This is a genomic window from Pseudomonas sp. S1(2024) (genome assembly GCF_046557535.1).
In genome coordinates, this window is sequence record NZ_JBKGFP010000142.1 from 1 (window position 1) to 25,185 (window position 25,185).

Consider the following 25,185-nt stretch of genomic DNA (forward strand, 5'->3'; position numbering starts at 1 on the left):
AGCGCGTACTCCCGGGAGCAGGCCCGTAGTGAGGGAACCCCGGAGCGAAGCGTAGGGGCCGGATGATGGGAGCCGACGGTTTTTGGTTCCTTTTTGCCACGACAAAAAGGGACCCGCCGTAAGGGCGGAAAGGTGACTTGGCGCCACCATCGCGAATGAATGTCTACTCGATGCGAATGCCATATCCAAAAAGCCAAAAAGCTGCAGGCCCCGTCCATGGGGCCTAAGCAAGAATGGCGAATCAGGTCACCACCTGGTAGCACGGTACATACGCCGCGCCGCCCGGCAGCTTCATCCGGTGCTGGTCGACGAACGCCTGCAACAGCCGGCCCAGTGGGTCCAGCACGGCGCTGTCGCCACGGATCTGATACGGCCCGTGTTCCTCGATCAGGCGGATGCCCTTGTCCTTCACGTTGCCGGCGACAATTCCGGAAAACGCCCGGCGCAGGTTGGCGGCCAGTTCGTGGGCTGGCAGCTCGCGGCGCAGGTCGAGGTCGGCCATGGCCTGGTGGGTCGGGTCGAACGGGCGCTGGAAGCTCTCCTCGATCTTCAGCAGCCAGTTGAAATGGAAGGCATCGTTGCGCTCGCGGCGGAACTGCTTCACCGCCTTGAGCCCTTCGACCATGTATCGAGCAACTTCCGCCGGGTCATCGATGATGATCTCGTACAAGCGATGCGCCGCCTCACCCAGGGTGGCGCCGACGAATGCGTGCAGCTGTTGCAGGTACGGCTCGGCGCTGCGCGGCCCGGTGAGTACCACCGGGAACGGCAGCTCCTGGTTGTCCGGGTGCATGAGGATGCCCAGCAGGTAGAGGAACTCCTCGGCCGTGCCGGCACCGCCCGGGAAGATGATGATGCCGTGGCCGACACGGACGAAGGCTTCCAGGCGCTTCTCGATGTCCGGCAGGATCACCAGTTCGTTGACGATCGGGTTGGGTGCTTCGGCGGCGATGATGCCGGGCTCGGTCAGGCCCAGATAGCGGCTGCCGTGCATGCGTTGCTTGGCGTGGGCAATGGTGGCGCCCTTCATCGGGCCCTTCATCACACCCGGGCCGCAGCCAGTGCACACGTCCAGCTTGCGCAGGCCCAGCTCGTGGCCGACCTTCTTGGTGTACTGGTACTCCTCGCTGCTGATCGAATGGCCACCCCAGCACACCACCATCTTCGGCTCCACGCCCGGCCGCAGGGTGCGAGCGTTGCGCAGCAGGTGGAACACGTAATCAGTGATGCCCTGGGAGCTTTCCAGGTCGATGCGCTGGCTGGCCAGCTCGCTTTCGGTGTAGACGATGTCGCGCAGGGCACTGAACAGCATTTCACGGGTGCTGGCTATCATTTCGCCATCGACGAAAGCGTCGGCCGGGGCATTCAGCAGCTCCAGGCGCACGCCGCGGTCCTGTTGATGAATACGCACCTCGAAGTCCTGATAGGCCTCGAGGATAGTCTTGGCATTGTCGACATGGGCGCCGGTGTTGAGGATGGCCAGGGCGCACTGGCGGAACAGGGTGTAAAGGCTACCGGTACCGACTTCACTCAGTTGCTGCACTTCACGTTGTGACAGCGTCTCCAGGCTGCCTTTGGGGCTGACGGATGCATTGATGACATGGCGTTGAGGCATCTAAGTCTTTCCTGTGCGGGTAAAACATCCTTCTTTGACAACACCATACCGAGAAATGTGGGCGGCAACGAGGGGGGAGTGGAAAAAGCTTGAGAGCAGGCTGGCTTCTTCGCGGGCTTGCCCGCTCCCACACGGGCCGCGCTGCTTTCAGGCTTGCGCTGGACAGGTGGGAGCGGGCCCTTCCTATTCTGTTTTTTGTTCTTTCCCCTTCTTTTCGCCCGCCTCCCCCCCCCCCCCACCCCCGCGAAGCAGGCGACTCGGTCTCAAGTCATCCCAACAGCCTCTGCACGGCCAGGGTAATCGCCACGCCACCAAACACCAGCCAGAGGTTGAGAATCGCCCCGGTGGCCAGCGCCCGCGGCCCGGCCTGGCGAATCTGGCTGAAGCGTGTCTCCATCCCCAGCGCGGTCATGGCCATGGTCAGGGCAAAGGTATCCAGGCTGTTGACCGCCTGCGTCACGCTACCCGGCAACACCTGCAGCGAGTTCACCAGTACCAGCGCGAGGAAGCCGAAGGCGAACCAGGGCATGGCGATGCGCCCGTTGCCCTGTGCCTGGCCCGGCTGGCGCGCGCGGCTGATCCAGAGGCCCACCACCAGCAGCACCGGTACCAGCAGCATCACCCGGGTCATCTTGACGATGGTGGCGATATGCGTGGCCTCTGGGCTGACGTTGCTGGCGGCACCGACCACCTGGGCCACCTCGTGAATGGTGCCACCCAGGAACAGCCCGGCGCCCATGGTATCCAGGTGCAGCCAGCCGGCATTGATCGCCAATGGGTAGAGGAACATCGACAGGGTGCCGAACAGCACCACGCTACCAACCGCCATGGCGCTTTTATGCGGTGCGCTGCGCAGGGCCGACTCGAAGGCCAGAACTGCAGCGGCGCCGCAGATGGCGCTGCCTGCGGCGGTCAGCAAGGCGGTATCGCGGTCCAGCTTGAACAGCTTCATGCCACACCACAGGCCGATCAGCAGGGTGCTGGACACCACCAGCAACGACACGATGAGCCCGGACCAGCCGACTTCGGCTATTTCCTGCAGGCTCACCCGCAGGCCGAAGAAGGCCACGGCAATGCGCAGCAGGCCGCGGGCGGAAAAGTTGATACCCGCCGCCCAGCTGGCGGGAACGCCGTCACGCAGTGCATTGCCGTAAAGCGCACCGGCGACGATACCGACGATCAGCGGGCTGATACCCAGGTTGGCGATGGCGGGCAGGGCGGCCAACTGGGTGACCGCAAGCGCGAACAGCGCGACGAACAGAATGCCATTGAGCCGCCCTCGGGTAGAGAGGATAGGTGCAAAGGCGGGGTTGGACGGAGCCGTGGCCATGTGAGTCCTCCGGAAAGGTGTTTCGACATGGACTACGTTAATCTGGTTATAAGCTTATAAAAAATCGTAATTTAGGATGGCAAATATCCATTTAGCTGATATTTTTGATTCATGACCCCAGAACAACTGATAACGTTCGCCACCGTCGCCGAGCATGGCAACATCAGCCATGCGGCCCAGGCCCTGCATTTGTCGCAGCCAGCGGTGTCTGGCCAGCTCAAGCTGCTGCAGGAGGCCTTTGGCGAGCCGCTGTATCAGCGCGCCGGCCGTGGTGTGCGGCTTACAGCAGCCGGCGAGCAATTGCTGGCCCATGCCGAGCGCCTGCGCGAAACCTTCCGTCAGGCCCAGGCATTGCGCGAGGCCATGCGCGGGCTGGAGCGCGGTACCTTGCGCATCGGCGCCAGTACCACGCCGGCCAGCTACCTGCTGCCTTACCTGATTGCCGATTTCCATGCCCGCTACCCGGAGGTGTTGGTGAGCACTTCCAACGGCAATACGGCAGAAATCGTCGCTGCGCTGGACAGCGTCGATATCGCCCTGATCGAAGGGCCGCCTGGGCAGGAGCTGCCATTGGGCACGGCGGTGACGGCGTGGCGGGAAGACGAGATCGTGGCCATCGTGCCACGTGGTCATCCGCTGGCCGGCAGTGACCGGCAGACGCTGGCGTCGCTGGGGGCTTACCCGTTGGTGCTGCGCGAGAGCGGCTCGGGTGTGCGACAGATCGTCGAGCGGGCATTTGCCCGCAGCGGCGTGGCGATGCGCGTGGCGCTGGAAATTGCTGGCGTGGAAGGGGTGAAGGAGGCAGTGCGAGCCGGGATGGGGATTGGCTTTGTGTCGGCGATGTCGATCCGACATGAGGACGGGGCGTTGCAGCGGTTGCAGGTTATGCCGCAGGCGTTGGTGCGGCGGTTTTCCATTCTGGTGCCGCATGCAGCCACCCCGTCGCGGGCTGCGGCGCGGTTTCTGGAGTTGTGTGTTGGCCTGCAAGAGGTGGGGTGACTCTGCTGGCCTCTTCGCGGGCTTGCCCGCTGCCACAGGTTTCTCACGGTTCTTGAATGCTGTGAAGTACCTGTGGGAGCGGGCGAGCCCGCGAAGAGGCCTGCACAGGCAACCTCAATCCACCCGAAAGACATGCTTCAGATAGGCCACGAAGTTCTCATCCCGGCACTGTGTCTTGCCCGGGCTGTCGGAAATCTTGGCCACTGGTGCCCCATTGCAGGCCGTCATCTTGATCACGATATTCATCGGCTCCACGCCCGGGATATCACAGGTCAGCCTGGTACCAATGCCAAAGCTCACATTGATCCGCTCATGCAGCGCCCGGTACAGCCCCAGCGCCTTGGCAAGGTCCAGCCCGTCGGAAAAGATCAGGGTCTTGCTCTTCGGGTCGATCCCCAGCCGCTCATAGTGGGCAATGGCCTTTTCCGCCCAGGCCAGCGGATCACCTGAATCGTGCCGCAGGCCATCGAACAGCTTGGCGAAGTACAGGTCGAAGTCGCGCAGGAACGCGTCCATGGTGATGCAGTCGGTCAGGGCGATGCCCAGCAGCCCCCGGTATTCCCGCACCCAGCATTCCAGCGCGGCAGCCTGGCTGTCGACCAGGCGCGGGCCGAGTTGCTGGTGGGCCATGAACCACTCATGGGCCATGGTGCCGATCGGCTTGAGCTGGTATTCGCGGGCCAGGTGCACGTTGCTGGTACCGACAAAGCGGCCCGGGAAGTCACGCTTCAGAATGTGCACCACCTCTTCCTGCACCCGGTAGGAGAAGCGCCGCCGGGTGCCGAAGTCGGCCAGTTGGAAACCGGCCAGTTCTTCGGCGCTGGCCTCGGCCTTCAGCCAGTCGAGGTTCTGATATAAGCGCTCGCGGACCTGCTCGATCACCACCTCGCGATAACGGTAGCGGTTGCGCACCTCGCTGATGATCGCCAGCAGCGGGATCTCGTAGAGAATCACGTGCAACCACGGCCCGCGCACGCGAATCGCCAGTTGCCCGGCATCATCCAGACCCACCTGCACATAGCGCAGGTTGAAGCGGAACAGGCTGAGAAAACGGATGAAATCCGGTTTGATGAACGGGATCTTCTCCAGGTAGGCGAGCTGGTCATGCGTGACGCTGACATCGGCCAGTTGCTCTACCTGGTAACGGATTTCCGCCAGGTAAGGTGCGAGGTTCTCGCCGTTACGGCAGCGGAATTCCCATTCCACCTCGGCATTGGGGTAGTTGTGCAGCACCGCCTGCATCATGGTGATCTTGTAGAAGTCGGTGTCCAGCAGGTTCTGGATGATGCGTGGGCCGAATACGCTGTCGCTCATGGGCGGTCTTCCTTGATCAGAGAGAGCTGGTAGTCGAGCGCGGCTTCGTCGCCGCAGAGGATCACGCCCTCGGCGGCCAGGGCGCCACATGCTTCGATGGCGCCTGCCTGGGTGAGGGCGCGGCAGGCCGGCAGGTACAACAGCACCTGGAAACCGGCCTGGCGCAATTGGCGCGCAGTGGTCCTGACGCAATAGTCCAGGGCCAGGCCACCGACGATCACCGCGCCCACCTGCTGCACCTTGAGGTACTCGATCACCCCGGTGGAGCGGCGTTCGGCCAGGTCGTGGTAGCAGGCGCCGTAGGGGTGCAGGTCGGGCTCGACGCCTTTCCATACGAAATAGTCATAGTCGATGGGGGCCGGCAGGCCGGACAGCAACTCGAAGCCGGGTGTGCCGGGCACGCAGTGGCTGACCCAGGTCAGGTCGGCGTTGGCCAGCTGCAGGGGCTGCAGCATGTGCGCGGGGTCGGCGACTACCCAGGCGGCGTTGGCCGGGTGGGCGTCCTTGCTGCCCAGGCGCAGGTCGGCGCGCAAGGCCATGGTATTAAGATCTGCCGCGATTTCATGGCCTTCGGGAACCGGCAGCTCTTGCGGCACGTTGCTGGTGAAGCCGTTCTGGGCGTCGACATCGAAACTGGCGATCTTCATGGCGGTTCTCCTCGCTGGAATGGATACATAATTCACTTGGTGTATTAAGTGTGTCAAGCAACTTTTTATACGGGCTTTCTGCTTGCCTTACTTAGATGCTCTGGTGGATTATGATGAGCTTGAACAAGGAGTCGCCCGGTGAGTACAGTCGAAGTCCTGGCCAGCGTCGATATCGTCGCCCTGCGCATGGCCCCCGAAGCTCAGCATCTGCAGGTGCTGTTGCACCGTCGTGAGCGTGAACCGCATGCCGGCCAGTGGGCCTTGCCCGGGGTGATCGTCAATGGCCGCACCCCCGACACCAGCCTGGAAGCTGCTGCCGAACGCGCGCTGCGCGAGAAAACCCAGGTCGTACCTTGCTACATGGAACAGGTGGGCACTGAGGGCAATGCTTTCCGCGACCCGCGTGGATGGTCACTCAGCACCTATTACCTGGCATTGCTCGAACCCGGGCAGGTCGTCGAGGGCGAGCAACTGGCGTTTTTCGACTTGGACAGCGTATTGGCGCGCAAGGTGCTGTTGCCCTTTGATCACAACCTGTTGGTGGAGCGCGCCCGTGAGCGGCTGGCGGCGAAGACGGTGTACAGCAGCCTGCCGCTGTACCTGCTGGCGGAAAAGTTCACTGTGCTGGATGCGCTAGGTGCGGTGCAGGCGTGCCTGGGGCAGGCGGTGAACAACACCTCGCTGCGCAAACGCCTGGAGCGCTTGCGCGAGCTGGGGTGGGTGAGGGACACCGGGGAGAAGAACCAGCCCAGGCTGGGCCGGCCGCAGCAGTTGTATCAGTACACGCCACAGGGGGAGCGGGCGTTCATGTTCGATCGCAGTCTGCTGCCTGAGGGCGCTTAGTCGCTTGCATCAGTGTGCGCAGCGGTTGGCATCCTGTTCTCCGCGGGTGCCTGGCGCGCCGCGTCACTCGTCGCTGTAGTTCATGATCGACAACAGGCGGATGGGTACTTGCACCAACTGCTCCGGGCCGTGCGGGGTCTCGCCGTCGAAGGTCAGGCTGTCACCGGCCTGCATGTGATAGAGCTGGTTGCCGTGCCGGTACACCAGTTCACCCTCCAGCAAGTGGAGGAACTCGGTGCCGGGGTGGGCGAAGGTCGGGAACTCTTCGCTGGCGTCGTCCATGGTCACCATGTACGCCTCGAAATTCTTCTTCGGCCCCCTGGCGTGATTGAGCAAATGGTAGGTGTGGCCTTTCTCGGTACCGCGGCGCACCACCTCCAGCCCTTCACCGGCTTTCACCAACAAGGCATTGCCGTCGGGCTGGTCATATTGGCTGAACAGCTTGGCCATCGGCATGCCCAGCACGTCGCACAGGCGGCTGAGAGTGTCGAGGCTGGTGGACACCTGGGCGTTCTCGATCTTGCTGAGCATGCCTTGGCTGATGCCGGCGATGCGCGCCACGTCGGCGAGCTTGAGGGACTGGGCCTGGCGCTGGCGCTTGATCTGCAGGCCCAGGTACTGCTCCAGGCGAAGGCGCGGTTCGGTTTCGGTTGGCATCGAATGTCCTGCACGGTTTCAGTTCAAGAATAAAGTTTTCGCACTGGGAAAGTGCGAAATGCAGCTACGGTGGCTACATCTTTCCTCGGGTGAAAACAAGTTTCCCATAAATGGAGCATGGAAATCTGCTTGGGTTTTGTGCTGCCCGTACCGGCCTCTTCGCGGGCACGCCCGCTCCCACAGGGCTATGCGGCGAACTCTGTGGGAGCGGGCGTCCCATCACCCCCTCTCTCCCCGGGCGTCTGTCGGCGGCTTTTGGGGGGTTTTGTGCTGCCCGCGAAGAGGCCCGAACAGGCAACACAAGGTTGCACTCTGAACAAAGTTGGCAAGCCCATTGCATTCCTGTGAGGAAAGTAAGTTTCTCGTGCGGAATCATTGCCCCTTGCCCAGGAGTGTTCAACCCATGTTGCCAGCAGAAACCCAGCGCACCCTTGATCAGCACGGCATCAAATACGTGCTGGCACAGTTCGTCGATATCCATGGCTCGGCGAAGACCAAATCGGTGCCGGTCTCGGGCCTGAAGATGGTGGCCGAGGAGGGCGCCGGCTTTGCCGGGTTCGCCATCTGCGGCATGGGCATGGAGCCGCACGGCCCCGACTTCATGGCCCGCGGCGACCTTTCCACCTTGATCCCGGTACCGTGGCAGCCCGGCTACGGCCGGGTGGTGTGCGTAGGCCACGTGAACGGCCAACCCTGGCCCTACGACAGCCGTTATGTGTTGCAGCAGCAGGTGCAGCGCCTGGCCGACAAGGGCTGGACCCTGAACACCGGCCTGGAACCCGAATTCAGCCTGTTCCGCCGCGACGAGGATGGCAAGCTGCAACTGGTGGATGCCTCCGACAATCTCGACAAGCCGTGCTACGACTACAAGGGCCTGTCGCGTTCGCGGCTGTTCCTCGAGCGCCTGACCGAGGCCTTGCAGCCGGTGGGCTTCGACATCTACCAGATCGATCACGAGGACGCCAACGGCCAGTTCGAGATCAACTACACCTACAGCGACGCCATGGAGTCGGCCGACCGCTTCACCTTCTTCCGCATGGCCGCCGGCGAGATCGCCAACGACCTGGGCATGATCTGTTCGTTCATGCCCAAGCCCGACCCCAAGCGCGCCGGCAATGGCATGCACTTCCACCTGTCGCTGGCCAGCAGCACCAACAAGAACCTGTTCCATGACCCGTCCGACAGCAGCGGCATGGGCCTGTCGAAGCTGGCCTACCACTTTGCTGCAGGCCTGCTGGCCCATGGCCCGGCGCTGTGCGCCTTCGCCGCGCCCACGGTCAACTCGTACAAGCGCCTGGTGGTAGGCCGCTCGCTTTCCGGCGCCACCTGGGCCCCGGCGTTTGTCGCCTACGGCGCCAACAACCGCTCGGCGATGGTGCGCATCCCCTATGGCCGCCTGGAGTTCCGCCTGCCGGACGCTGGCTGCAACCCGTACCTGGTCACCGCCGCGATCATTGCCGCCGGCCTCGATGGCATCGACCGCCAACTGGAGCCGGGCGAGATGTGCAACGAGAACCTCTACAACCTGAGCCTGGAAGAGATTGCCGCACGTGGCATCAAGACCCTGCCGCAGTCGTTGAAGGAAGCCGCCGACGCCCTGGAGGCCGACCCGCTGTTCCGCGAAGTGCTGGGCGCCGAGATCGTCGATGAGTTCATCAAGCTCAAGCGCATGGAGTGGGTGGAGTACTGCCGCCACGTCTCCGACTGGGAAATCCAGCGTTACACCGAATTCTTCTGAGCGCCCCCAATCCCTTGGGCAGCCAGCACGAAAGCGGTCGCCCACTGCCTAGTAAGGAGCATCATCATGTGTGGAATCGTAGGTCTGTACCTGAAAAAAACCGAGCTGGAAGCCCAGCTCGGCAAGCTCTTCGAACCCATGCTCGAAGCCATGACCGACCGTGGCCCGGACAGCGCCGGCTTTGCCATCTACGGCGACGAAGTGGCCGATGGCTGGGTCAAGCTGACCCTGCAGGCCACTGACGTCAACTACCCCTGGGCGGCCCTGATGGGCCAGCTGGAAGGGCGCCTGGGCTGCTCGCTGGACTGGTTCCAGAACGCCAGCGCTGCCGTGCTCAAGGTACACACCTGCGAGGCGACGGCCCGCCAGGCCCTGAGCGAACTGGCCCCTGACGTGCGCATCATGAGCGCCGGGCAGAGCATCGAGATCCTCAAGGGCATGGGCCTGCCGGCGGAAATCTCCAGCCGCTTCGGCCTGGCCGGCATGAAAGGCAGCCACATCATCGGCCATACCCGCATGGCCACCGAAAGCGCCGTGACCATGGAGGGCAGCCACCCGTTCTCCACCGGCGCCGACCTGTGCCTGGTGCACAACGGCTCGCTGTCCAACCACTTCCGCCTGCGCCAGGAGCTCAAGCGCGAAGGCATCAGCTTCGAGACCGACAACGACACCGAAGTGGCCGCCGGCTACCTGACCTGGCGCCTGCAGCAGGGCGACAGCCTGGCCCAGGCCCTGGATGGCGCCCTGGAAGACCTGGACGGCTTCTTCACCTTCGCCATCGGCACCCGCAATGGCTTTGCCGTGATCCGCGACCCGATCGCCTGCAAGCCCGCCGTGCTGGCCGAGACCGACGACTACGTGGCCATGGCCTCGGAGTACCAGGCACTGGCCAGCCTGCCGGGCATCGAGAACGCCAAGGTCTGGGAACCGGCGCCGGCCACCCTGTACGTCTGGGAACGCGAAAGCGCCTGACCTGCCACCGAACCACTGGAGAACCACATGAATACGATCGACCTTTCCAGCACCTCGGTGCGTGTCCTCAACCAGTCCCTGCACGGTGAGGTGCAGGACCACGAATGGCGGGTGACCCACCCCGACGGCAAGCACAACCTGGCCGTGGGCATCAACACCGCCGTGGCCGTGGATATCGAAGGCCACGCCGGCTACTACTGCGCCGGCATGAACCAGCAGGCCAGCGTCACCGTGCATGGCAACGTCGGTGTCGGTGTGGCCGAGAACATGATGTCCGGCACGGTGCGGGTCAAGGGCAGCGCCTCCCAGGCCGCCGGCGCCACAGCCCATGGCGGGCTGCTGGTGATCGAGGGTGATGCCGGCGCGCGCTGCGGTATTTCCATGAAGGGCGTGGATATCGTCGTCGGCGGCAGCATCGGCCACATGAGCTGCTTCATGGGCCAGGCCGGGCGTTTGGTGGTGTGTGGCGATGCCGGCGATGCGCTGGGCGATTCGCTGTACGAGGTGCGCATCTACGTCAAGGGTTCGGTGCAGTCACTGGGTTCGGACTGCATCGAGAAAGAGATGCGCGCCGAGCACCTGCAAGAGCTGCAGGAACTGCTGAACAAGGCCGGCCTGGACCACAAGGCTGCCGATTTCAAACGCTACGGCTCGGCTCGCCAGCTGTACAACTTCAAAGTCGACAACGCCAGCGCGTACTGATCCAGGAGCATTCCCATGAGCGAGCAATTCCCCCCGGTACTGCGTGAGTCGGCCACCTTCGACCGCCTGACCATCCAGGAAATCCAGCGTGCCGCCGAAACCGGCATCTACGACATCCGCGGCGGCGGCACCAAGCGCCGCGTGCCGCACTTCGATGACCTGCTGCTGCTCGGTGCCAGCGTGTCGCGCTACCCGCTGGAAGGCTACCGCGAGAAGTGCGGCACCGATGTGCTGCTGGGCACCCGCTTCGCCAAGAAGCCGATCCACCTGAAAATTCCGGTGACCATCGCCGGCATGAGCTTTGGCGCGCTGTCGGCCAACGCCAAAGAGGCCTTGGGCCGTGGTGCGACCATCGCCGGCACCAGCACCACCACTGGCGACGGCGGCATGACCCCGGAGGAACGCGGCCAGTCGCAGCACCTGGTGTACCAGTACCTGCCGTCGCGCTACGGCATGAACCCCGACGACCTGCGCAAGGCCGATGCCATCGAGATCGTCCTCGGCCAGGGTGCCAAGCCGGGCGGTGGCGGCATGCTGCTCGGCATGAAGGTGACCGAGCGGGTGGCGGGCATGCGCACCTTGCCGATCGGCGTCGACCAGCGTAGCGCCTGTCGCCACCCGGACTGGACCGGGCCGGATGACCTGGCGATCAAGATTGCCGAGATCCGCGAGATCACCGACTGGGAAAAACCCATCTACGTGAAAATCGGCGCCAGCCGCCCGTACTACGACGTGAAGCTGGCGGTGAAGGCCGGTGCCGATGTGATCGTGCTCGACGGCATGCAGGGCGGTACCGCCGCGACTCAGGAAGTGTTCATCGAGCACGTCGGCATCCCGATCCTGCCGGCCATCCCCCAGGCAGTGCAGGCGCTGCAGGAAATGGGCATGCACCGCAAGGTGCAGCTGATCGTTTCCGGGGGTATTCGCAATGGCGCCGACGTGGCCAAGGCCATGGCCCTCGGGGCTGATGCGGTGGCCATTGGTACTGCGGCGTTGATCGCGCTGGGTGACAACCACCCGCGGCTGGATGCCGAACTGAAGAAGATCGGTTCTGCGGCCGGTTTCTATGACGACTGGCAGAACGGCCGCGACCCGGCCGGCATTACCACCCAGGACCCGGAGCTGGCCAGGCGCCTGAACCCGGAGGAGGCCGGGCGCCGGCTGGCCAACTACCTGCGGGTGCTTGTGCTGGAGGCGCAGACCATGGCGCGGGCGTGTGGCAAGTCGCACTTGCACAACCTCGACCCGGAGGACCTGGTGGCGTTGACCGTGGAGGCTGCGGCGATGGCACGGGTGCCGTTGGCGGGGACCGCCTGGGTGCCGGGGCAGGCGCAGTACTGAGTTATCGGTAATTGGGGCCGCTTTGCGGCCCATTCGCGGCACAAGGCCGCTCCTACAGCGGACCGCGTCTCTGAGCCTGCGCGGTCCCCTGTAGGAGCGGCCTCGTGTCGCGATGGGCTGCAAGGCAGCCCCCGGGCACCCCCACCATTCACACAGGAGTGACTCCATGAAGCACCTCACCCTCGCTGTAATGTTGTTAGCCCTGACCACCCGGGCCCACGCCGCCGATGCCACCCTGGACACCGGAAACACCGCCTGGATGATCTGCGCCGCGATGTTCGTGCTGATGATGTGCATCCCGGGCCTGGCACTGTTCTACGGTGGCATGGTGCGGGCCAAGAACTTCCTCTCGGTATTCACCCAGCTGTTCGCCGTTGCCGGGGTGATCGGCATTCTCTGGGTGCTGTTCGGCTACAGCCTGGTGGTAGACACCACCGGCATGGTCGAGGGCCAGCTGACCCTCAACAGCTTCATTGGCGGGCTGGGCAAGGCGCTGATGCTGGACATCGGCCATGACAGCCTGGTCGGCACCATCCCCGAAGGCGTGTTCGCAGTGTTCCAGCTGACCTTCGCCATCATTACCCCGGCGTTGATTGCCGGTGGTTTTGCCGAGCGCATGAAGTTCAGTGCTTCGTTGCTGTTCATGGCCGCCTGGTTCGTGCTGGTGTACGCGCCGATCGCGCATATGGTCTGGGGCGGGCCGGGGGCGTTGATGGTCAACTGGGGTGTGCTGGACTTTGCCGGCGGTACCGCCGTGCATATCAACTCCGGCGTGGCAGCGCTGGCTGCGGCGTTGATGCTGGGCAAGCGCAAGGGCTACCCGCAGGTGGCCATGCCGCCGCACAACCTCGGTTTCACCTTGGTGGGCGCCGGGTTGCTGTGGGTGGGCTGGTTCGGCTTCAACGTCGGCTCGGGGCTCGCGGCCAACCAGGCGGCAGGGGTGGTGATGCTGGCGACCATGGTGGCGGCCTGTGCGGGGATTGTCGGCTGGTTGCTGACCGAGAAGGTGGCGCATGGTCGGCCGACGGCCTTGGGTGCGGCTTCAGGGGCTTTGGCAGGGTTGGTCGGGATTACCCCGGCCTGTGCATTCGTCGGGCCGTTGGGCGCGCTGGTGATCGGGTTGTTGACCGGGGCCATCTGCTTCTTTGCCGTGACCCGGTTGAAACAGGCGCTGGGTTATGACGACAGCCTGGATGTGTTCGGCCTGCATGGCGTGGGCGGAATGGTCGGCGCGATCCTTACCGGGGTCTTTGCCGCGCCTGCGTTGGGCGGCTATGTGGAGGGTGCATCACCGGTCGGGCAGGCATTGGTGCAGTTGAAGGGGGTGGCGTTCACCTTCGTGTATTGCTTTGTGGTGAGTTGGGCGATTCTGGGGGCGATCAAGCTGACCATCGGGCTGCGGGCCAGCCGGGAAGAGGAAGAACAGGGGCTGGACCTGGCGGAGCACAATGAGCGGGCCTACAACCTCTGATTGATGTGTTGCCTGTACCGGCCTCTTCGCGGGCTTGCCCGCTCCCACAGGAATGTCACCGGCCTCGAAGGCTGTGGTGTCCCTGTGGGAGCGGGCAAGCCCGCGAAGAGGCCGGCACTGGTTGAATCAGTGCCCCATGGCCACCTTGGCACTCATCTGCCGGCGACGGTAGGCGCTATCACGGCTGGCCAGCCACCAGTAAAGCGGCGAAGTAACCGCCAGCCCCACCAGCCACGACAGGTCCGCTCCGTTGATATGCTCGGAAATCGGCCCGACATACAGCGGCGTGTTCATGAACGGGATCTGCACCACGATACCCACGGCATAGGCGATCAGCGCCTGCGGGTTGTAGCGCCCGTAGATACCGCCATCGACCTGGAAGATCGACTGGATATCGTAGTCACCCTTGTGGATGGCATAGAAGTCGATCAGGTTGATCGCAGTCCACGGTACCAGCACCACCAGCAGCACCAACACCATGTCGACGAAGTGGCCGATGAAGTCCGCCGAGGCGAACACCGCCACCACGCAGCAGGCCGTCAGTACTACCAGCGACAGCACGGCGCGGCTCTTGGCGGTGGGGATCCAGCGGTGGGCGAAGGTTTGCACCAGGGTGATGATCGACAGCACTGCGCCATACAGGTTGAGTGCGTTGTGGCTGATCACGCTGAGCAGGAACAGCACCAGCATGATCGGGCCGAGGGTACCGGTGGCCAGCTTGACTGCATCCATGGTGTCCATGCCGGCCGGGATCGCCAGCACCGCCACGGCGCCGAAGATGAACGACAGGCTCGAACCCAGGGCCGAGCCCAGGTAGGTAGTCCAGAACGTCGAGCTGACCTTCACGTCCGCCGGCAGGTAGCGCGAGTAGTCCGACACGTAGGGCGCAAAGGCGATCTGCCACAGCGCCGCCAGCGACACGGTGGCCAGCCAGCCGGCCAGGTTGAAGCCGCCGCGGGTGAGGAAGTCGTCGCTCTGCACGTGGCTGAAGATGTAGCCAAAGCCGACCACGATGCCGATACCCAGCACCCAGGTGCCGATGCGGTTGAGCACGTGGATGAAGCGGTAGCCGATGATGCCGATGATGCCCGAGCCCAGTGCACCGATGACGATGCCCACCGGTACCGGCACGGCATCGACCACGCCGTGCAGCGACTTGCCGGCGAGGACAATGTTGGAGGCGAAGAAGCCGATGTACATGACCCCGGCGATCACCACCACCAGCAGCGCGCCGAGCGAGCCGAACTGGGCGCGGCTCTGGATCATCTGCGGGATGCCCATCTGCGGGCCTTGGGCCGAGTGCAGCGCCATCAGTACGCCACCGACCAGGTGGCCGACCAGGATGGCGACGATGCCCCATACCAGGTTCAGGTGGAACAGTTGCACGCCCAGCGCGCCTGTGACGATGGGCAGCGGCGCGATGTTGCCGCCGAACCACAGTGTGAACAGATCCCTTACCTTTCCATGGCGGTCTTGCGGGGGCACGTAGCCGATCGTGTGTTTTTCTATGAGGGGTGCCGAATTGGCTGCACTGGTCATGACTGACTCCAAGGCAAGGTAGGGCATCGGGAGCTGCCCGGGGGCGTGCCGGCGAAGGGCGACGCGTTCTTGTTGGAGCGATGATGCGGGGCGCGGGGATAACGAGAAATTAGTAAATATGTGCCCATAAACCTTAAAAAACCTAAGGCTGACAAAAGGTTAAGCGGGCGACGGTAGCAAGGAGGGTGCCAGGGGGCGGGAGGGCTTGGTCTAGAGGGGCTGGCGGGGTGGCAGGTAGTTTGTGGTGGGCGGTGGTGGTGCGGTGTGCGCATTTTCAGGGCAGCTGAATGGTTGCCTGTGCCGGCCCTTTCGCGGGCTCGCCCGCTCCCACAGGTGCACCACAGAACCTGAAAGCTGCGCCGTACCTGTGGGAGCGGGCGGGCCCGCGAAAGGGCCGGCACAGGCAACAACGCTACATCGGCAACAACCGATCCTGAATCACCTCTTTCATCACCAGCGTCGAACTCAACCGTTTCACATTGGGAATGCTGGTCAGCTGCTCGTCATACAGCTTCTGGAACGCCGGCAAATCCTTGGCCACCACATGCAGCAGGTAATCCGGGTCGCCAAACAGCCGCTGCGCCTCGACGATCTGCGGGATTTCGGCCAGCGCCGCTTCAAAGTCCGCTACCGGCTGGCGAGTGACTTCGCGCAAGGTCACGAACACCAGCGCGGCAAAGTTCAACCCAAGGGCGCTCGGCGCCAAGCGGGCGTGATAGCCAAGAATCGCCCCCGACTCCTCCAGCGCCTTCAAGCGCCGATGACAGGGCGACAGGCTGAGCCCCACACGGTCGGCCAGTTCGGTCACCGATAGCCGACCATCTTTTTGCAGCTCGGCAAGAATTTTTCGATCGGTCCTGTCCATTGAGAAGGATCTTCCAGTAATTGAAGGTTGTTGGGGAATATACGAAAGAAAATCCCTCGGCGGAATCCGTAATCTTTCGTCATCCCAAAGCAGTGGAAAAAGGAAGATTCAAGTGGCTCTCAGTGTTCTGACGGCGTTCTGGGCCGTGTCGATGCTGTTCGTGATTACCCCGGGCGCGGACTGGGCCTATGCCATTTCGGCCGGCATGCGGGGGCGCTGGGTGATGCCTGCGGTGGCGGGGATGTTGTCGGGGCATTTCCTCGCGACCCTGGTGGTGGCGGCAGGGGTCGGCAGCCTGCTGGCCGGCCACCCGCTGGCGCTGACCTTGCTGACCCTGGCGGGGTGCAGCTACCTGCTGTGGCTGGGTGGCAACCTGCTGCTGAGCCCGGCCTTGCCGGCGGCCGGGCAGGATGGTGCGGGGGAGTCGGGGTCTCGCTGGGCATTGAAAGGGTTTTGCGTCAGTGGCCTGAACCCGAAAGTGTTTTTGCTGTTCCTGGCGTTGTTGCCGCAGTTCACCGACCCGCAGTCGAGCTGGCCGGTGCCGTTGCAGATCTTGCTGCTGGGCCTGGTGCACCTGTGCAGCTCGTTGGTGATCTACTCGCTGGTCGGTTATGGCGCCAAAGCCGTGTTGAGCACCCGGCCGGGGGCGGCGAAGCTGGTTGGCCGGGTGTCGGGGGTGGCGATGATCACGGTGGCCCTGGGCTTGATAGCCGGCCAGATCAGCTGACTCACTGGCGTGCGTTGGCCGCTCCTACAGGTTGCCGCGTTAACCTGGCAGGCGAGAGCCAAGGGTAAAGACGACATGCATGGCCTCGGATAAACTCGCAGCACTTCAACGCACAACCAGGATGTGCCCCATGCCCGAAACCACGCAACTGCTCACCTTCGCCCTGATCTGCCTCGGCATGGTCCTGACCCCAGGGCCGAACATGATCTACCTGATCTCCCGCTCGATCTGCCAGGGCCGCAAGGCCGGGCTGATTTCGTTGGGTGGTGTGGCCCTGGGCTTCGTCATCTACATGTTCTGCGCCGCGCTGGGCATCACCGCCCTGGTGATGGCCGTGCCTTTTGCCTACGACGCGCTGCGCATCGGTGGCGCGCTGTACCTGTTGTACCTGGCCTGGCAGGCGCTGCGCCCTGGTGGCCGGTCGCCGTTCCAGGTTCGCGACCTGCCTGCCGACAGCCCGCGGCGGCTGTTCACCATGGGCTTTGCCACCAGCCTGCTAAACCCCAAGATCGCCGTCATGTACCTGTCGTTGATGCCGCAGTTCATCGAGCCGGGGCATGGCAGCGTCCTGCTGCAGTCGCTGGTGCTGGGGTCGACGCAGATCGCCATCAGCGTTTCGGTCAATGCACTGATCGCGATCATGGCCGGGTCGATCGCCGTATTCCTCGGCGGTCGCCCGCTATGGCAGCAGGTTCAGCGCTGGCTGATGGGTACGGTGCTGGCGGGCCTGGCCGTGCGCATGCTGGCCGAAGGGCGGCGTTGACCGCTAGGCCTCAGGCGGCGGCTCCTGGGGCAGGTACAAGGTAAAGGTGGTGCCCTGGCCCGGCACACTTTTCACCTGCACATCGCCCCCGGACTGCCTGGCAAAACCGAACACCTGCGACAGCCCGAGCCCGGTGCCTTCACCCGGTGCCTTGGTAGTGAAGAACGGGTCGAAGATACGCTCCAGCAGTTCGGTGGCAATGCCGACACCGCTGTCGCTCACCGAAATCGCCGCGAACGGGCCCGGCTGTGGCGCCTGGCCGCGCAGGGCGGGCAGTGACTGGTCAGCCTGCAGGCGCAGCTGCAAGGTGCCTTCGCCGGCCATGGCGTCGCGGCCGTTGAGCATCAGGTTGATTACCGCAGTTTCCAGTTGATTGAGGTCGGCGCGGATATGGCAAGGCGCCTGTGGCAACTGCAGCTCGACCTGGATCCGCGCACCGGTGGCAGTGTCGAGCATGTCGGCCATGGCCTCCAGCCGTGGCCCGGCCTCGAACACTTGCGGGCTCAAGGCCTGGCGGCGGGCGAAGGCCAGTAACTGGCCGGTCAGCTTGGTGCCGCGGTCGACAGTGTCGGACATGGTCTTGAGATAGCGTTCGCGACGCTGTGCATCGAGGTTGGGGCGCTGCAGAAAATGCAGCGACGAGCGAATGATGGTCAGCAGGTTGTTGAAGTCATGAGCCACGCCACCGGTAAGTAGGCCAATGGCTTCGAGCTTTTGGGTCTGGCGCAGCACGGCTTCTGTGTGCAGCAACTGGCTGGTGCGTTCATCCACGCGCTGTTCGAGGGTGGCATTCAGCGCCTCCAGTGCCGCCATGGCTTCGCGGACCTCGGCGTGGGCCTGTACCCGCTGGATATGCGCCCAGCAGCGCTCGGTGACTTCACTGATCAGCGTCTGTTCATAGTGGGTCCACTCCCGTGGCACCTTGTCGTGGATGGCCATCAGCGCGGTCAGTCGGCCGCCTTTGATCAGGGGCATGCAAATGGTCGCGGTAATGCCGATGGCCTGGAAGGTGGCAGCTTCGTCCGGGGACAGCTCGCTCAGGTTGTCCTGGATGACCAACGGCAGGCCATTGCGCAGGCGGCCGAGCGCCAGCTTGCCAAAATCCTGCAATCGATAGCGGCCCAACAGATGCGGCGAGCCGGGCGCCACGGCGTCACCGCAGATGGTGAAACCGTCTTCGTCTGGCTCCATCACCGCGTAGGCACAACTCGACAGTTGCAGGTGCTCGACCAGCATGCGCGTGGTAGTGGCAAGGATCTGGTTCGGGTCGGTAGCGTCGGCCACGGCACGGCCCAGGTCGTCGAGGAACCTCAGGCGCTGGTTGGCGAGCACGCTGGCGGTGGTTTCGGTGACTGTATCCAGCATGCCAAGGACCTTGCCGTCGTGGTCGCGGATGGGGCTGTAGCAGAAGGTGAAATAGGCCCGTTCGGGGCCGCCGTTGCGGTCGATGACGAGCGGGAAGTCTTCGATGTACACCGCCTCGCCGGCCAGGGCGCGGTTGGCCATGTGGCCGATGTCGGCCCAGGCCTCCTGCCACACGGCGCGGAAGGGGATGCCCAATGCCGAGGGCTTCTGCCCGAGAATCTGTGAGAAAGCGTCGTTGTGCAGGGTGAGCAGGTCAGGGCCCCAGAGCACGGCTTGCGGAAAGCGCGAGGCCAGGCACAGCGCCAGGCTGGTTTTCAGCGGGTCGGGCCAGTGCTCCAGCGGGCCCAGCGGGGTGGCGGCCCAATCGTGGTTGCGGATGCGCTCGGCCATCAGACCGCCGCCGTCTAGCCATTTTGCCATGTGCTCTGCTGGTCCTTTTGCGTAAGGCCTTAAGGGTGCATCCAGAATAGACGTTTGGCGAGAATTTTTGGTGGCTGTACCGGCCCTATCGCCGGCAAGCCAGCTCCCACAGGACTGCACATGACTTGAAGTCGATGCGGTCCAGGTGGGAGCTGGCTTGCCGGCGATAGGGCCGGTACAAGCTAGCGAATGAAGTGCACCTTGCCAGTGTCGTCATTGCCCATGTAGATGCCATAAACCCCGGCTTGCCGCTCGAGGATATAGCGCTCGAGTATCTGCCGGATTGCCGGGTAGTAGATTTCATCCCACGGGATCTCGTCGGGCTCGAAGAACCTGTAGGCCAGCGTTTCCGCCCCGTACTGCCCGGTTTCCTCGGTGGCGATGGCGCGGAAGATGATATAGACCTCGCTTATCTTCGGGACGCTGAAGATCGAGTACGGCGAGACGATTTCGGCGCGTACGCCGCTTTCTTCCCAGACCTCGCGCAAGGCCGCCTGCTCGGTGGTCTCGCCGGCCTCCATGAACCCGGCCGGCAAGGTCCAGGTGCCGGGGCGCGGCGGGATGGCGCGCTGGCATAGCAGGTACTTGCCATCACGCTCGATGATGCAGCCGGCGATGATCTTCGGGTTGATGTAGTGGATGTAGCCGCAGCCGGTGCAGTGCAGGCGTTCGTGGGTGTCGCCTGTGGGAACGCCCCGGGCCAGTTCCGTGGTGCAGTGCGGGCAGTAGCGCGGGGCGTTGGGCATGATCGGTGGCCTGTGGGTGGCTTATATGCGTGGGTCCTTCAAGGCCAGGGGCTCAACCATCTCGCGCACCTTGACGTTGTCATCCTGCTTCTGGCGCAGGTAGTCCAGGGCCACCTTGGCGGCGGCGCGGACGTGGTCAACCGAGGCCTGGTGGGCAACCAGCGGGTCGCCGCTCTTGATCGCCTCGACGATCTTTTCCATTTCGCGGTTGCTGGCACCGCGGCGGTTCTCCTGCGACACCGAGGTGGCGCGCAGGTAGCTGATGCGCGCCTGCAACTGGCGCAGCTGCTGGGCGGCCACCTGGTTGCCGGAGCCTTCCAGCAGCACATCGTAGAAACCTTGTACCGAGTCCAGCACCTGTTGCAGTTCGCCTTCCTCGAGGGCTTCGCGGTTGACCTCCAGCGCGCGCTCCAGGGCGCGGATGTCCTTGGCCTTTGCGTTCAGGGTGAACAGCTGCACGATCAGGCCTTCGAGCACGCAGCGCAGCTCGTAGATATCGCGGGCGTCTTCCAGGGTGATGATGGCCACGCGCGGGCCCTTGGCGTCGGCGAACTCCACCAGGCCTTCGGATTCCAGGTGGCGCAGGGCTTCACGCACCGAGGTGCGGCTGACGCCGAGGCGGTCGCAGAGGTCGCGCTCGACCAGGCGATCGCCTGGCAGCAGGTGGAAGTTCATGATCGCGGCGCGCAGCTTGTCGAGCACGATTTCGCGCAGGGTAACGGGGTTGCGATTGACCTTGAAGCTGTCGTCGAGTGGCTGGCGTTTCATCAAGTGCGCTCTTAAAGAGGCTGCCCGGCCGCAACCGCAACAGCACCACGAACCTTGGGTGCTCCTTGCGTGGGTTCGAACAGCCCGGTGTTAACGGGTTGACTCCGCATCGGCTTCAGCGAACGCTTCGCGGGCCAGGCGGAAACTGTCCACCGCCGCGGGCACGCCGCAATAAATGCCGACCTGGAGCAGGATCTCGCGAATCTGTTCACGGCTCAGGCCATTACGCAAGGCGCCGCGAATGTGCAGCTTGAGCTCGTGGGGCCGGTTGAGCGCGGAAATCATGGCCAAGTTTATCATGCTGCGCTCTTTGAGCGACAAGCCTTCGCGGCCCCAGACGTGGCCCCAGCAGTATTCGGTGACCAGCTCCTGCAACGGCTTTGTGAAGTCGTCGGCGTTCTGGATCGAGCGGTTGACGTAGTCCTCGCCCAGTACCTGGGTGCGGATCTGCAGGCCTTTTTCGTACTTTTCATTGCTCATGTGCAGTACTCCAAAATAAAACAGGGGACGCAACCCAGGGTGAGACGATGACGCGGCCCCTAAAAACAGGGTCATCGGTGTTGGCTTCTTCGCGGGCTTGCCCGCTCCCACAGGGATTGCACAGGTGCTGAAACCTGCGCAGTACCTGTGGGAGCGGGCGAGCCCGCGAAGAAGCCAACGCGGTCTATCAACCCAAGGGGGGCAGGGCGCCCAGCTTGCCCTTGTGGTAGACCATCGGGGTCACCGGCTCGGCCGGCAGCACCAGGTTCTTCACCGCGCCGACGATGATCGCGTGGTCACCGCCGTCGTACTCGCGCCACAGCTCGCATTCGATGATCGCCGTGGCCTTGGCCAGCAGCGGGTTGCCCAGCTCGCTCAGGTGCCATTCGATGCCTTTGGCCTTGTCCTTGCCCTTGCCGGCGAAGGCATAGGCCTCGGCGGTCTGGTCGGCGGACAGCAGGTGAATCGCGAACTGCTTGCTGTCACGCAGGATGGGGTAGGTGTCGGAGGCGTAGTTGGGGCAGAACAGCACCAGCGCCGGGTCGATCGACAGCGCGCTGAACGCGCTGGCGGTGATGCCGACGATGCCACCGTCGGCGTCCAGGGTGGTGACCACGGTGACGCCGGACGGGAACGAGCCCATCACGTCTTTGTAGATGCCTGGTTCGATCATCTCGTGCTACCTCTTAGCGCATCACAAACGGGTCGGGCATCGGCGCGGTGGACAGGTTGATCCACACCGTCTTCAGCTCGGTATAGGCCAGCACCGAATCGATGCCGCTCTCACGGCCGTAGCCGCTGTTCTTGAACCCGCCGATCGGCGCCATGGCCGACACGGCACGGTAGGTGTTGACCCAGATGATCCCCGAACGCACGTCGCGGGCCAGGCGGTGGGCACGGCCCAGGTCGCGGGTCCAGATGCCGGCGGCCAGGCCGAACTGCGAGTCGTTGGCGATGGCCAGGGCCTCTTCCTCGGTCTTGAAGCGGATTACCGCGGCAACCGGGCCGAACACCTCTTCCTGCATGATGGTCATCGAGTTGCTGTCGCACTCGAACAGGGTCGGCTCGTAGAACCAGCCGTCACCCTCGACCTCGGCACGCTTGCCGCCCATGTGCAGCTTGGCGCCTTCGGCCTTGGCAGCAGCCACCAGGCCTTCGACCACGGCCAGCTGTTGCGCGGTGGCCATGGGGCCCATTTCGCTGGCATCGTCCTGCGGGTTGCCGATGCGGATGCGCCTGGCGCGGGCGATCAGGCGTTCGACGAACTCGTCGAAGATCTCGTCCTGCACCAGCAGACGCGAGCCGGCCACGCAGCTTTGCCCGGAGGCGGCATAAATGCCTGCCACGGCGCCGTTGATGGCGCTGTCCAGGTCGGCATCGGCGAAAATGATGTTCGGCGACTTGCCGCCCAGCTCCAGCGACAGCTTGGCGAAGTTCTCGGCGCTGCTGCGCACCACGTGGCGGGCGGTGGCGGCGCCGCCGGTGAAGGCGATCTTGCGCACCAGCGGGTGGCGGGTCAGCGCCGCGCCGGTGCTGGGGCCGTAGCCGGTGACCACGTTGACCACACCGGCCGGGAAGCCGGCCTCGAGGGCCAGGCGGGCCAGCTCGAGGATGGTCGCCGAGGCGTGCTCGGACGGCTTGAGCACGATGGTGTTGCCGGCGGCCAGGGCCGGGGCCAGCTTGATGGCGGTGAGGTACAGCGGGCTGTTCCACGGGATGATCCCGGCCACCACGCCGATCGGCTCGTGCACGGTGTAGGCGAACAGGTCGGGCTTGTCCAGCGGCAGGGTGCCGCCTTCAAGCTTGTCGGCAAGGCCTGCGGTGTAGTGGAAGAACTCTGGCAGGTAGCCGACCTGGCCGCGGGTTTCGCGGATCAGCTTGCCGTTGTCACGGCTTTCCAGCTGGGCCAGGTGTTCCTTGTTTTCGGCAATCAGGTCACCCAGGCGACGCAGCAGCTTGCCGCGCGCGGTGGCGGTGATGCTGCGCCACTCCTTGCTGTCGAAGGCGCGCTGGGCGGCCTGCACGGCCAGCTCGACATCGGCCTCGTCGGCGTCGGGCAATTGCGCCCATGCCTGGGCGGTAGCCGGGTTGAGGCTGTCGAAGGTCTTGCCGCTCTGGGCATCGCGCCATTGGCCGTCGATGCACATCTGGAAACGAACGAGGGTCATGCAACAATCCCCTTGGCGGATTCGGTGAGGGTGCGGGCTTGCGCGAGGAAGTCCAGCAGCATCTTGTTGACTTCGCGCGGTGCTTCCACCGGCATCATATGCCGTTGCTCGGCGAGGACCACGCTGTGTGCGCCAGGAATGCTGGCAGCAAGCTGGCGGGTCATGGCCGGGGTGGAGCCCGAGTCGAGTTCGCCGGTGGCGATCAGCGTCGGCACCTGGATACTGGCCAGGTCGGCGGCGCGGTACATGTCCTGGGTGGCGAACAGCGAATAAGTGGTGTGGTAGCCCTGCGGGTCGTTGCTCGCCAGCACCTGGCGAATGGCGGCGACCTGCGCCGGGTTGGCAGCCTTGTATTCACGGCTGAACCAGCGGTCGAGCGCGGCGTCGACGTTGGCGTCGGGGCCAAGCTGCGCAGCCTGGGCGGCGCGGGCGATAACGCCGGCACTCTGCTCGGGGGTGCGGTTGAACACGCTGTTGAGCACTACCAGTGCAGCCAGGCGCTGTGGGTATTCGAGGGCGAACGCCCGGGCGACCAGGCCGCCCATGGAAAAGCCGATCACGGTGGCTTGCGCGATCTGCAGGTGGTCGAGCAGTTCGGCGAGTTGCGCGGCATAACCTTCCAGGCCGATGTCCGCGGCTGGCAGCGCGCTCTGGCCGTGGCCGAGCATGTCGTAGGCGATGACGCGGTAGTCGTTGGCCAGGCCAACGAACTGACCGCCCCACATTTCCTTGTTCAGGCCCACGCCGTGGATCAGTACCACGGGTTGGCCCTGGCCGACGGACAGGTAGCTGGTGCCGGCGGGTGTGCGTTCAGCGACAGGCTGAATCATGGAGGGCGCTCCTTGAAGGTCGGGCGCGGCGGGTAAGCACGCCACGCCCCGGCCCGTCTTGGTTGTTGTTATTGAGCGTTGGCTTTTTCGGCAGCCAGTTCTTCCAGGTCGATGTAGCGGTTGCCGATGCGCGGGTGCAGGCGGCCGCCGTCGGAGGCGCCCAGGACCACGACGATTTCATCGGCGCGCGGGGCATCTTCGATCTGCATTTCCAGGGTGATGTAGTGCGAGCGCAGGCCTTCGTCGTCCTTCTGCATCATCGGGATCTGGATCGAGGTACCCGGGCCGCCGCGCTTGTTGGTGAAGCTCAGGTAGCTCTTGGCCTGTACCGCTTCACGGTAGTGGTTGCCGAAGCGCAGGGTGTGGATCACCGCCGAGGCGTGTTCGATTTCGCCGTCGGCACCGACGACTGCGGCCTTGCCGTAGGCTTCGATCTTGTCGGCGCCGCCGATGGCGGCAGTCAGGCGCTCGACCATCAGGGCACCCAGGTCCGAGCAGTTGGCACGGATTTCCGGCTTCAGATCTTCAACGAAACCGCGACCGGCCCATGGGTTCTTGATCACGACGGCCAGGCCGACCATGGTCACCGGCTTGTCGGTGGCCTTGCCGCCTTCGATGCGGGTCTCTTCGGAGTAGGTGACGATCTTGCGGATTTCGAAACTCATGGGTGGCTCCTGGTGAGGGTTATCAGCTCTTGTTGTCTGATGGTATACCATAATATTTGTTGTGCAAGAGGTGGCTGGAAATTTCTCTTGCGAGGGGACGAAAGGTGGCCTGATGCCTTGATTCCTGCGGTTTCTGTACTGGCCTTTTCGCGGGCTTGCCCGCTCCCACAGGGATCGCACGGCATTCATGGCCTGTGCTGTCCCTGTGGGAGCGGGCAAG

At 64.1% G+C, this 25,185-nt stretch carries 24 protein-coding genes; 9 read left to right on the plus strand and 15 right to left on the minus strand.

Translation table 11 applies throughout. The annotated features are described in order from the left end of the window. Positions 1-241: 241 nt before the first annotated feature. Both ppnN and ACLCGK_RS32565 read right to left on the minus strand, forming a co-directional pair. The gene (ppnN, locus tag ACLCGK_RS32560) at positions 242-1,615 is read right to left on the minus strand and encodes a nucleotide 5'-monophosphate nucleosidase PpnN (protein WP_015270745.1); all 1,374 of its coding nucleotides are present in this window, start codon (positions 1,613-1,615) and stop codon (positions 242-244) included. A gap of 268 nt (positions 1,616-1,883) precedes the next feature. Further along, positions 1,884-2,945, minus strand: coding sequence for a YeiH family protein (locus ACLCGK_RS32565; RefSeq protein ID WP_410953677.1), 1,062 nt, complete (start codon positions 2,943-2,945; stop codon positions 1,884-1,886). 111 nt (positions 2,946-3,056) lie between these two features. Here ACLCGK_RS32565 and ACLCGK_RS32570 point away from each other — a divergent pair, with 111 nt between their 5' ends. Next, positions 3,057-3,944: a LysR family transcriptional regulator gene (locus ACLCGK_RS32570; protein ID WP_075044953.1), complete on the plus strand. Its 888-nt coding sequence runs from the start codon at positions 3,057-3,059 to the stop codon at positions 3,942-3,944. Positions 3,945-4,058: 114 nt separating this feature from the next. Here the strand turns inward: ACLCGK_RS32570 and pncB are convergent, their stop codons facing one another. Further along, on the minus strand, positions 4,059-5,258 hold the full coding sequence (pncB, locus tag ACLCGK_RS32575; protein ID WP_410953678.1) for a nicotinate phosphoribosyltransferase: 1,200 nt from the start codon (positions 5,256-5,258) through the stop codon (positions 4,059-4,061). Then, positions 5,255-5,905: an isochorismatase family protein gene (locus tag ACLCGK_RS32580; protein ID WP_410953679.1), complete on the minus strand. Its 651-nt coding sequence runs from the start codon at positions 5,903-5,905 to the stop codon at positions 5,255-5,257. The genes pncB and ACLCGK_RS32580 overlap by 4 nt, the downstream gene beginning before the upstream one ends. A gap of 138 nt (positions 5,906-6,043) precedes the next feature. Here ACLCGK_RS32580 and ACLCGK_RS32585 point away from each other — a divergent pair, with 138 nt between their 5' ends. Then, the gene (locus ACLCGK_RS32585) at positions 6,044-6,748 is read left to right on the plus strand and encodes an NUDIX hydrolase (protein ID WP_196178139.1); all 705 of its coding nucleotides are present in this window, start codon (positions 6,044-6,046) and stop codon (positions 6,746-6,748) included. Positions 6,749-6,811: 63 nt separating this feature from the next. Here the strand turns inward: ACLCGK_RS32585 and ACLCGK_RS32590 are convergent, their stop codons facing one another. Next, positions 6,812-7,405, minus strand: a complete 594-nt coding sequence (locus ACLCGK_RS32590; protein WP_015270739.1) for a helix-turn-helix domain-containing protein — start codon at positions 7,403-7,405, stop codon at positions 6,812-6,814. A 403-nt stretch (positions 7,406-7,808) separates the two neighbouring features. On the opposite strand from ACLCGK_RS32590, the gene glnT reads away from it, so the two are divergent. From glnT to ACLCGK_RS32615, 5 genes are all read left to right on the plus strand, one after another. Further along, entirely contained in the window at positions 7,809-9,143 is a 1,335-nt protein-coding gene (gene glnT / locus ACLCGK_RS32595) for a type III glutamate--ammonia ligase (RefSeq protein ID WP_015270738.1), read from the plus strand. 66 nt (positions 9,144-9,209) lie between these two features. Then, positions 9,210-10,115, plus strand: a complete 906-nt coding sequence (locus tag ACLCGK_RS32600) for a class II glutamine amidotransferase (RefSeq protein ID WP_410953680.1) — start codon at positions 9,210-9,212, stop codon at positions 10,113-10,115. 27 nt (positions 10,116-10,142) lie between these two features. After that, positions 10,143-10,817, plus strand: coding sequence for a protein glxC (locus tag ACLCGK_RS32605; RefSeq protein ID WP_410953681.1), 675 nt, complete (start codon positions 10,143-10,145; stop codon positions 10,815-10,817). A gap of 15 nt (positions 10,818-10,832) precedes the next feature. Further along, positions 10,833-12,158 carry an FMN-binding glutamate synthase family protein gene (locus ACLCGK_RS32610; protein ID WP_013973039.1) on the plus strand — a complete coding sequence of 442 codons (1,326 nt, stop codon included), beginning with the start codon at positions 10,833-10,835 and terminating at the stop codon, positions 12,156-12,158. Between the two features lie 166 nt (positions 12,159-12,324). Next, positions 12,325-13,629, plus strand: coding sequence for an ammonium transporter (locus tag ACLCGK_RS32615; protein WP_410953682.1), 1,305 nt, complete (start codon positions 12,325-12,327; stop codon positions 13,627-13,629). 126 nt (positions 13,630-13,755) lie between these two features. Here the strand turns inward: ACLCGK_RS32615 and ACLCGK_RS32620 are convergent, their stop codons facing one another. Continuing rightward, on the minus strand, positions 13,756-15,168 hold the full coding sequence (locus ACLCGK_RS32620) for a purine-cytosine permease family protein (protein ID WP_025338785.1): 1,413 nt from the start codon (positions 15,166-15,168) through the stop codon (positions 13,756-13,758). Between the two features lie 412 nt (positions 15,169-15,580). Next, entirely contained in the window at positions 15,581-16,033 is a 453-nt protein-coding gene (locus ACLCGK_RS32625; RefSeq protein WP_015270735.1) for an Lrp/AsnC family transcriptional regulator, read from the minus strand. Positions 16,034-16,145: 112 nt separating this feature from the next. On the opposite strand from ACLCGK_RS32625, the gene ACLCGK_RS32630 reads away from it, so the two are divergent. Continuing rightward, on the plus strand, positions 16,146-16,760 hold the full coding sequence (locus ACLCGK_RS32630; RefSeq protein WP_015270734.1) for a LysE family translocator: 615 nt from the start codon (positions 16,146-16,148) through the stop codon (positions 16,758-16,760). A gap of 130 nt (positions 16,761-16,890) precedes the next feature. Beyond that, entirely contained in the window at positions 16,891-17,523 is a 633-nt protein-coding gene (locus ACLCGK_RS32635) for a LysE family translocator (protein ID WP_054572592.1), read from the plus strand. A 3-nt stretch (positions 17,524-17,526) separates the two neighbouring features. On the opposite strand, the gene ACLCGK_RS32640 is transcribed toward ACLCGK_RS32635, so the two are convergent. The 8 genes from ACLCGK_RS32640 to ACLCGK_RS32675 form a co-directional block, all read right to left on the minus strand. After that, the gene (locus ACLCGK_RS32640; RefSeq protein WP_410953683.1) at positions 17,527-19,308 is read right to left on the minus strand and encodes an ATP-binding protein; all 1,782 of its coding nucleotides are present in this window, start codon (positions 19,306-19,308) and stop codon (positions 17,527-17,529) included. A gap of 182 nt (positions 19,309-19,490) precedes the next feature. Beyond that, complete coding sequence (locus tag ACLCGK_RS32645; protein ID WP_013973032.1) at positions 19,491-20,054, minus strand: NUDIX hydrolase; 564 nt, start codon at positions 20,052-20,054, stop codon at positions 19,491-19,493. A gap of 21 nt (positions 20,055-20,075) precedes the next feature. Then, positions 20,076-20,822, minus strand: coding sequence for a GntR family transcriptional regulator (locus ACLCGK_RS32650; RefSeq protein WP_013973031.1), 747 nt, complete (start codon positions 20,820-20,822; stop codon positions 20,076-20,078). A 90-nt stretch (positions 20,823-20,912) separates the two neighbouring features. Continuing rightward, a complete protein-coding gene (locus ACLCGK_RS32655; RefSeq protein WP_008100863.1) occupies positions 20,913-21,302 on the minus strand; it encodes a carboxymuconolactone decarboxylase family protein in 390 nt (129 codons plus the stop codon). A gap of 187 nt (positions 21,303-21,489) precedes the next feature. After that, positions 21,490-21,975, minus strand: coding sequence for a flavin reductase family protein (locus tag ACLCGK_RS32660; RefSeq protein WP_015270731.1), 486 nt, complete (start codon positions 21,973-21,975; stop codon positions 21,490-21,492). Between the two features lie 13 nt (positions 21,976-21,988). After that, positions 21,989-23,470: an aldehyde dehydrogenase gene (locus ACLCGK_RS32665; protein WP_024087305.1), complete on the minus strand. Its 1,482-nt coding sequence runs from the start codon at positions 23,468-23,470 to the stop codon at positions 21,989-21,991. Beyond that, positions 23,467-24,300, minus strand: coding sequence for an alpha/beta fold hydrolase (locus ACLCGK_RS32670; RefSeq protein ID WP_013973028.1), 834 nt, complete (start codon positions 24,298-24,300; stop codon positions 23,467-23,469). The genes ACLCGK_RS32665 and ACLCGK_RS32670 overlap by 4 nt, the downstream gene beginning before the upstream one ends. A gap of 68 nt (positions 24,301-24,368) precedes the next feature. Further along, on the minus strand, positions 24,369-24,965 hold the full coding sequence (locus tag ACLCGK_RS32675) for an amino acid synthesis family protein (RefSeq protein WP_003258678.1): 597 nt from the start codon (positions 24,963-24,965) through the stop codon (positions 24,369-24,371). Between the last annotated feature and the right edge of the window lie 220 nt (positions 24,966-25,185).

Coding starts and splice junctions, on each gene's coding strand:
- ACLCGK_RS32660 (WP_015270731.1), bottom strand. CDS start 21,975: ATGATCGAACCAGGCATCTACAAAGACGTGATGGGCTCGTTCCCGTCC.
- ACLCGK_RS32665 (WP_024087305.1), bottom strand. CDS start 23,470: ATGACCCTCGTTCGTTTCCAGATGTGCATCGACGGCCAATGGCGCGAT.
- ACLCGK_RS32645 (WP_013973032.1), bottom strand. CDS start 20,054: ATGCCCAACGCCCCGCGCTACTGCCCGCACTGCACCACGGAACTGGCC.
- ACLCGK_RS32640 (WP_410953683.1), bottom strand. CDS start 19,308: ATGGCAAAATGGCTAGACGGCGGCGGTCTGATGGCCGAGCGCATCCGC.
- ACLCGK_RS32580 (WP_410953679.1), bottom strand. CDS start 5,905: ATGAAGATCGCCAGTTTCGATGTCGACGCCCAGAACGGCTTCACCAGC.
- ACLCGK_RS32570 (WP_075044953.1), top strand. CDS start 3,057: ATGACCCCAGAACAACTGATAACGTTCGCCACCGTCGCCGAGCATGGC.
- pncB (WP_410953678.1), bottom strand. CDS start 5,258: ATGAGCGACAGCGTATTCGGCCCACGCATCATCCAGAACCTGCTGGAC.
- ACLCGK_RS32670 (WP_013973028.1), bottom strand. CDS start 24,300: ATGATTCAGCCTGTCGCTGAACGCACACCCGCCGGCACCAGCTACCTG.
- ACLCGK_RS32620 (WP_025338785.1), bottom strand. CDS start 15,168: ATGACCAGTGCAGCCAATTCGGCACCCCTCATAGAAAAACACACGATC.
- ACLCGK_RS32655 (WP_008100863.1), bottom strand. CDS start 21,302: ATGAGCAATGAAAAGTACGAAAAAGGCCTGCAGATCCGCACCCAGGTA.
- ppnN (WP_015270745.1), bottom strand. CDS start 1,615: ATGCCTCAACGCCATGTCATCAATGCATCCGTCAGCCCCAAAGGCAGC.
- ACLCGK_RS32565 (WP_410953677.1), bottom strand. CDS start 2,945: ATGGCCACGGCTCCGTCCAACCCCGCCTTTGCACCTATCCTCTCTACC.
- ACLCGK_RS32615 (WP_410953682.1), top strand. CDS start 12,325: ATGAAGCACCTCACCCTCGCTGTAATGTTGTTAGCCCTGACCACCCGG.
- ACLCGK_RS32600 (WP_410953680.1), top strand. CDS start 9,210: ATGTGTGGAATCGTAGGTCTGTACCTGAAAAAAACCGAGCTGGAAGCC.
- ACLCGK_RS32610 (WP_013973039.1), top strand. CDS start 10,833: ATGAGCGAGCAATTCCCCCCGGTACTGCGTGAGTCGGCCACCTTCGAC.
- ACLCGK_RS32635 (WP_054572592.1), top strand. CDS start 16,891: ATGCCCGAAACCACGCAACTGCTCACCTTCGCCCTGATCTGCCTCGGC.
- glnT (WP_015270738.1), top strand. CDS start 7,809: ATGTTGCCAGCAGAAACCCAGCGCACCCTTGATCAGCACGGCATCAAA.
- ACLCGK_RS32605 (WP_410953681.1), top strand. CDS start 10,143: ATGAATACGATCGACCTTTCCAGCACCTCGGTGCGTGTCCTCAACCAG.
- ACLCGK_RS32675 (WP_003258678.1), bottom strand. CDS start 24,965: ATGAGTTTCGAAATCCGCAAGATCGTCACCTACTCCGAAGAGACCCGC.
- ACLCGK_RS32650 (WP_013973031.1), bottom strand. CDS start 20,822: ATGAAACGCCAGCCACTCGACGACAGCTTCAAGGTCAATCGCAACCCC.
- ACLCGK_RS32590 (WP_015270739.1), bottom strand. CDS start 7,405: ATGCCAACCGAAACCGAACCGCGCCTTCGCCTGGAGCAGTACCTGGGC.
- ACLCGK_RS32625 (WP_015270735.1), bottom strand. CDS start 16,033: ATGGACAGGACCGATCGAAAAATTCTTGCCGAGCTGCAAAAAGATGGT.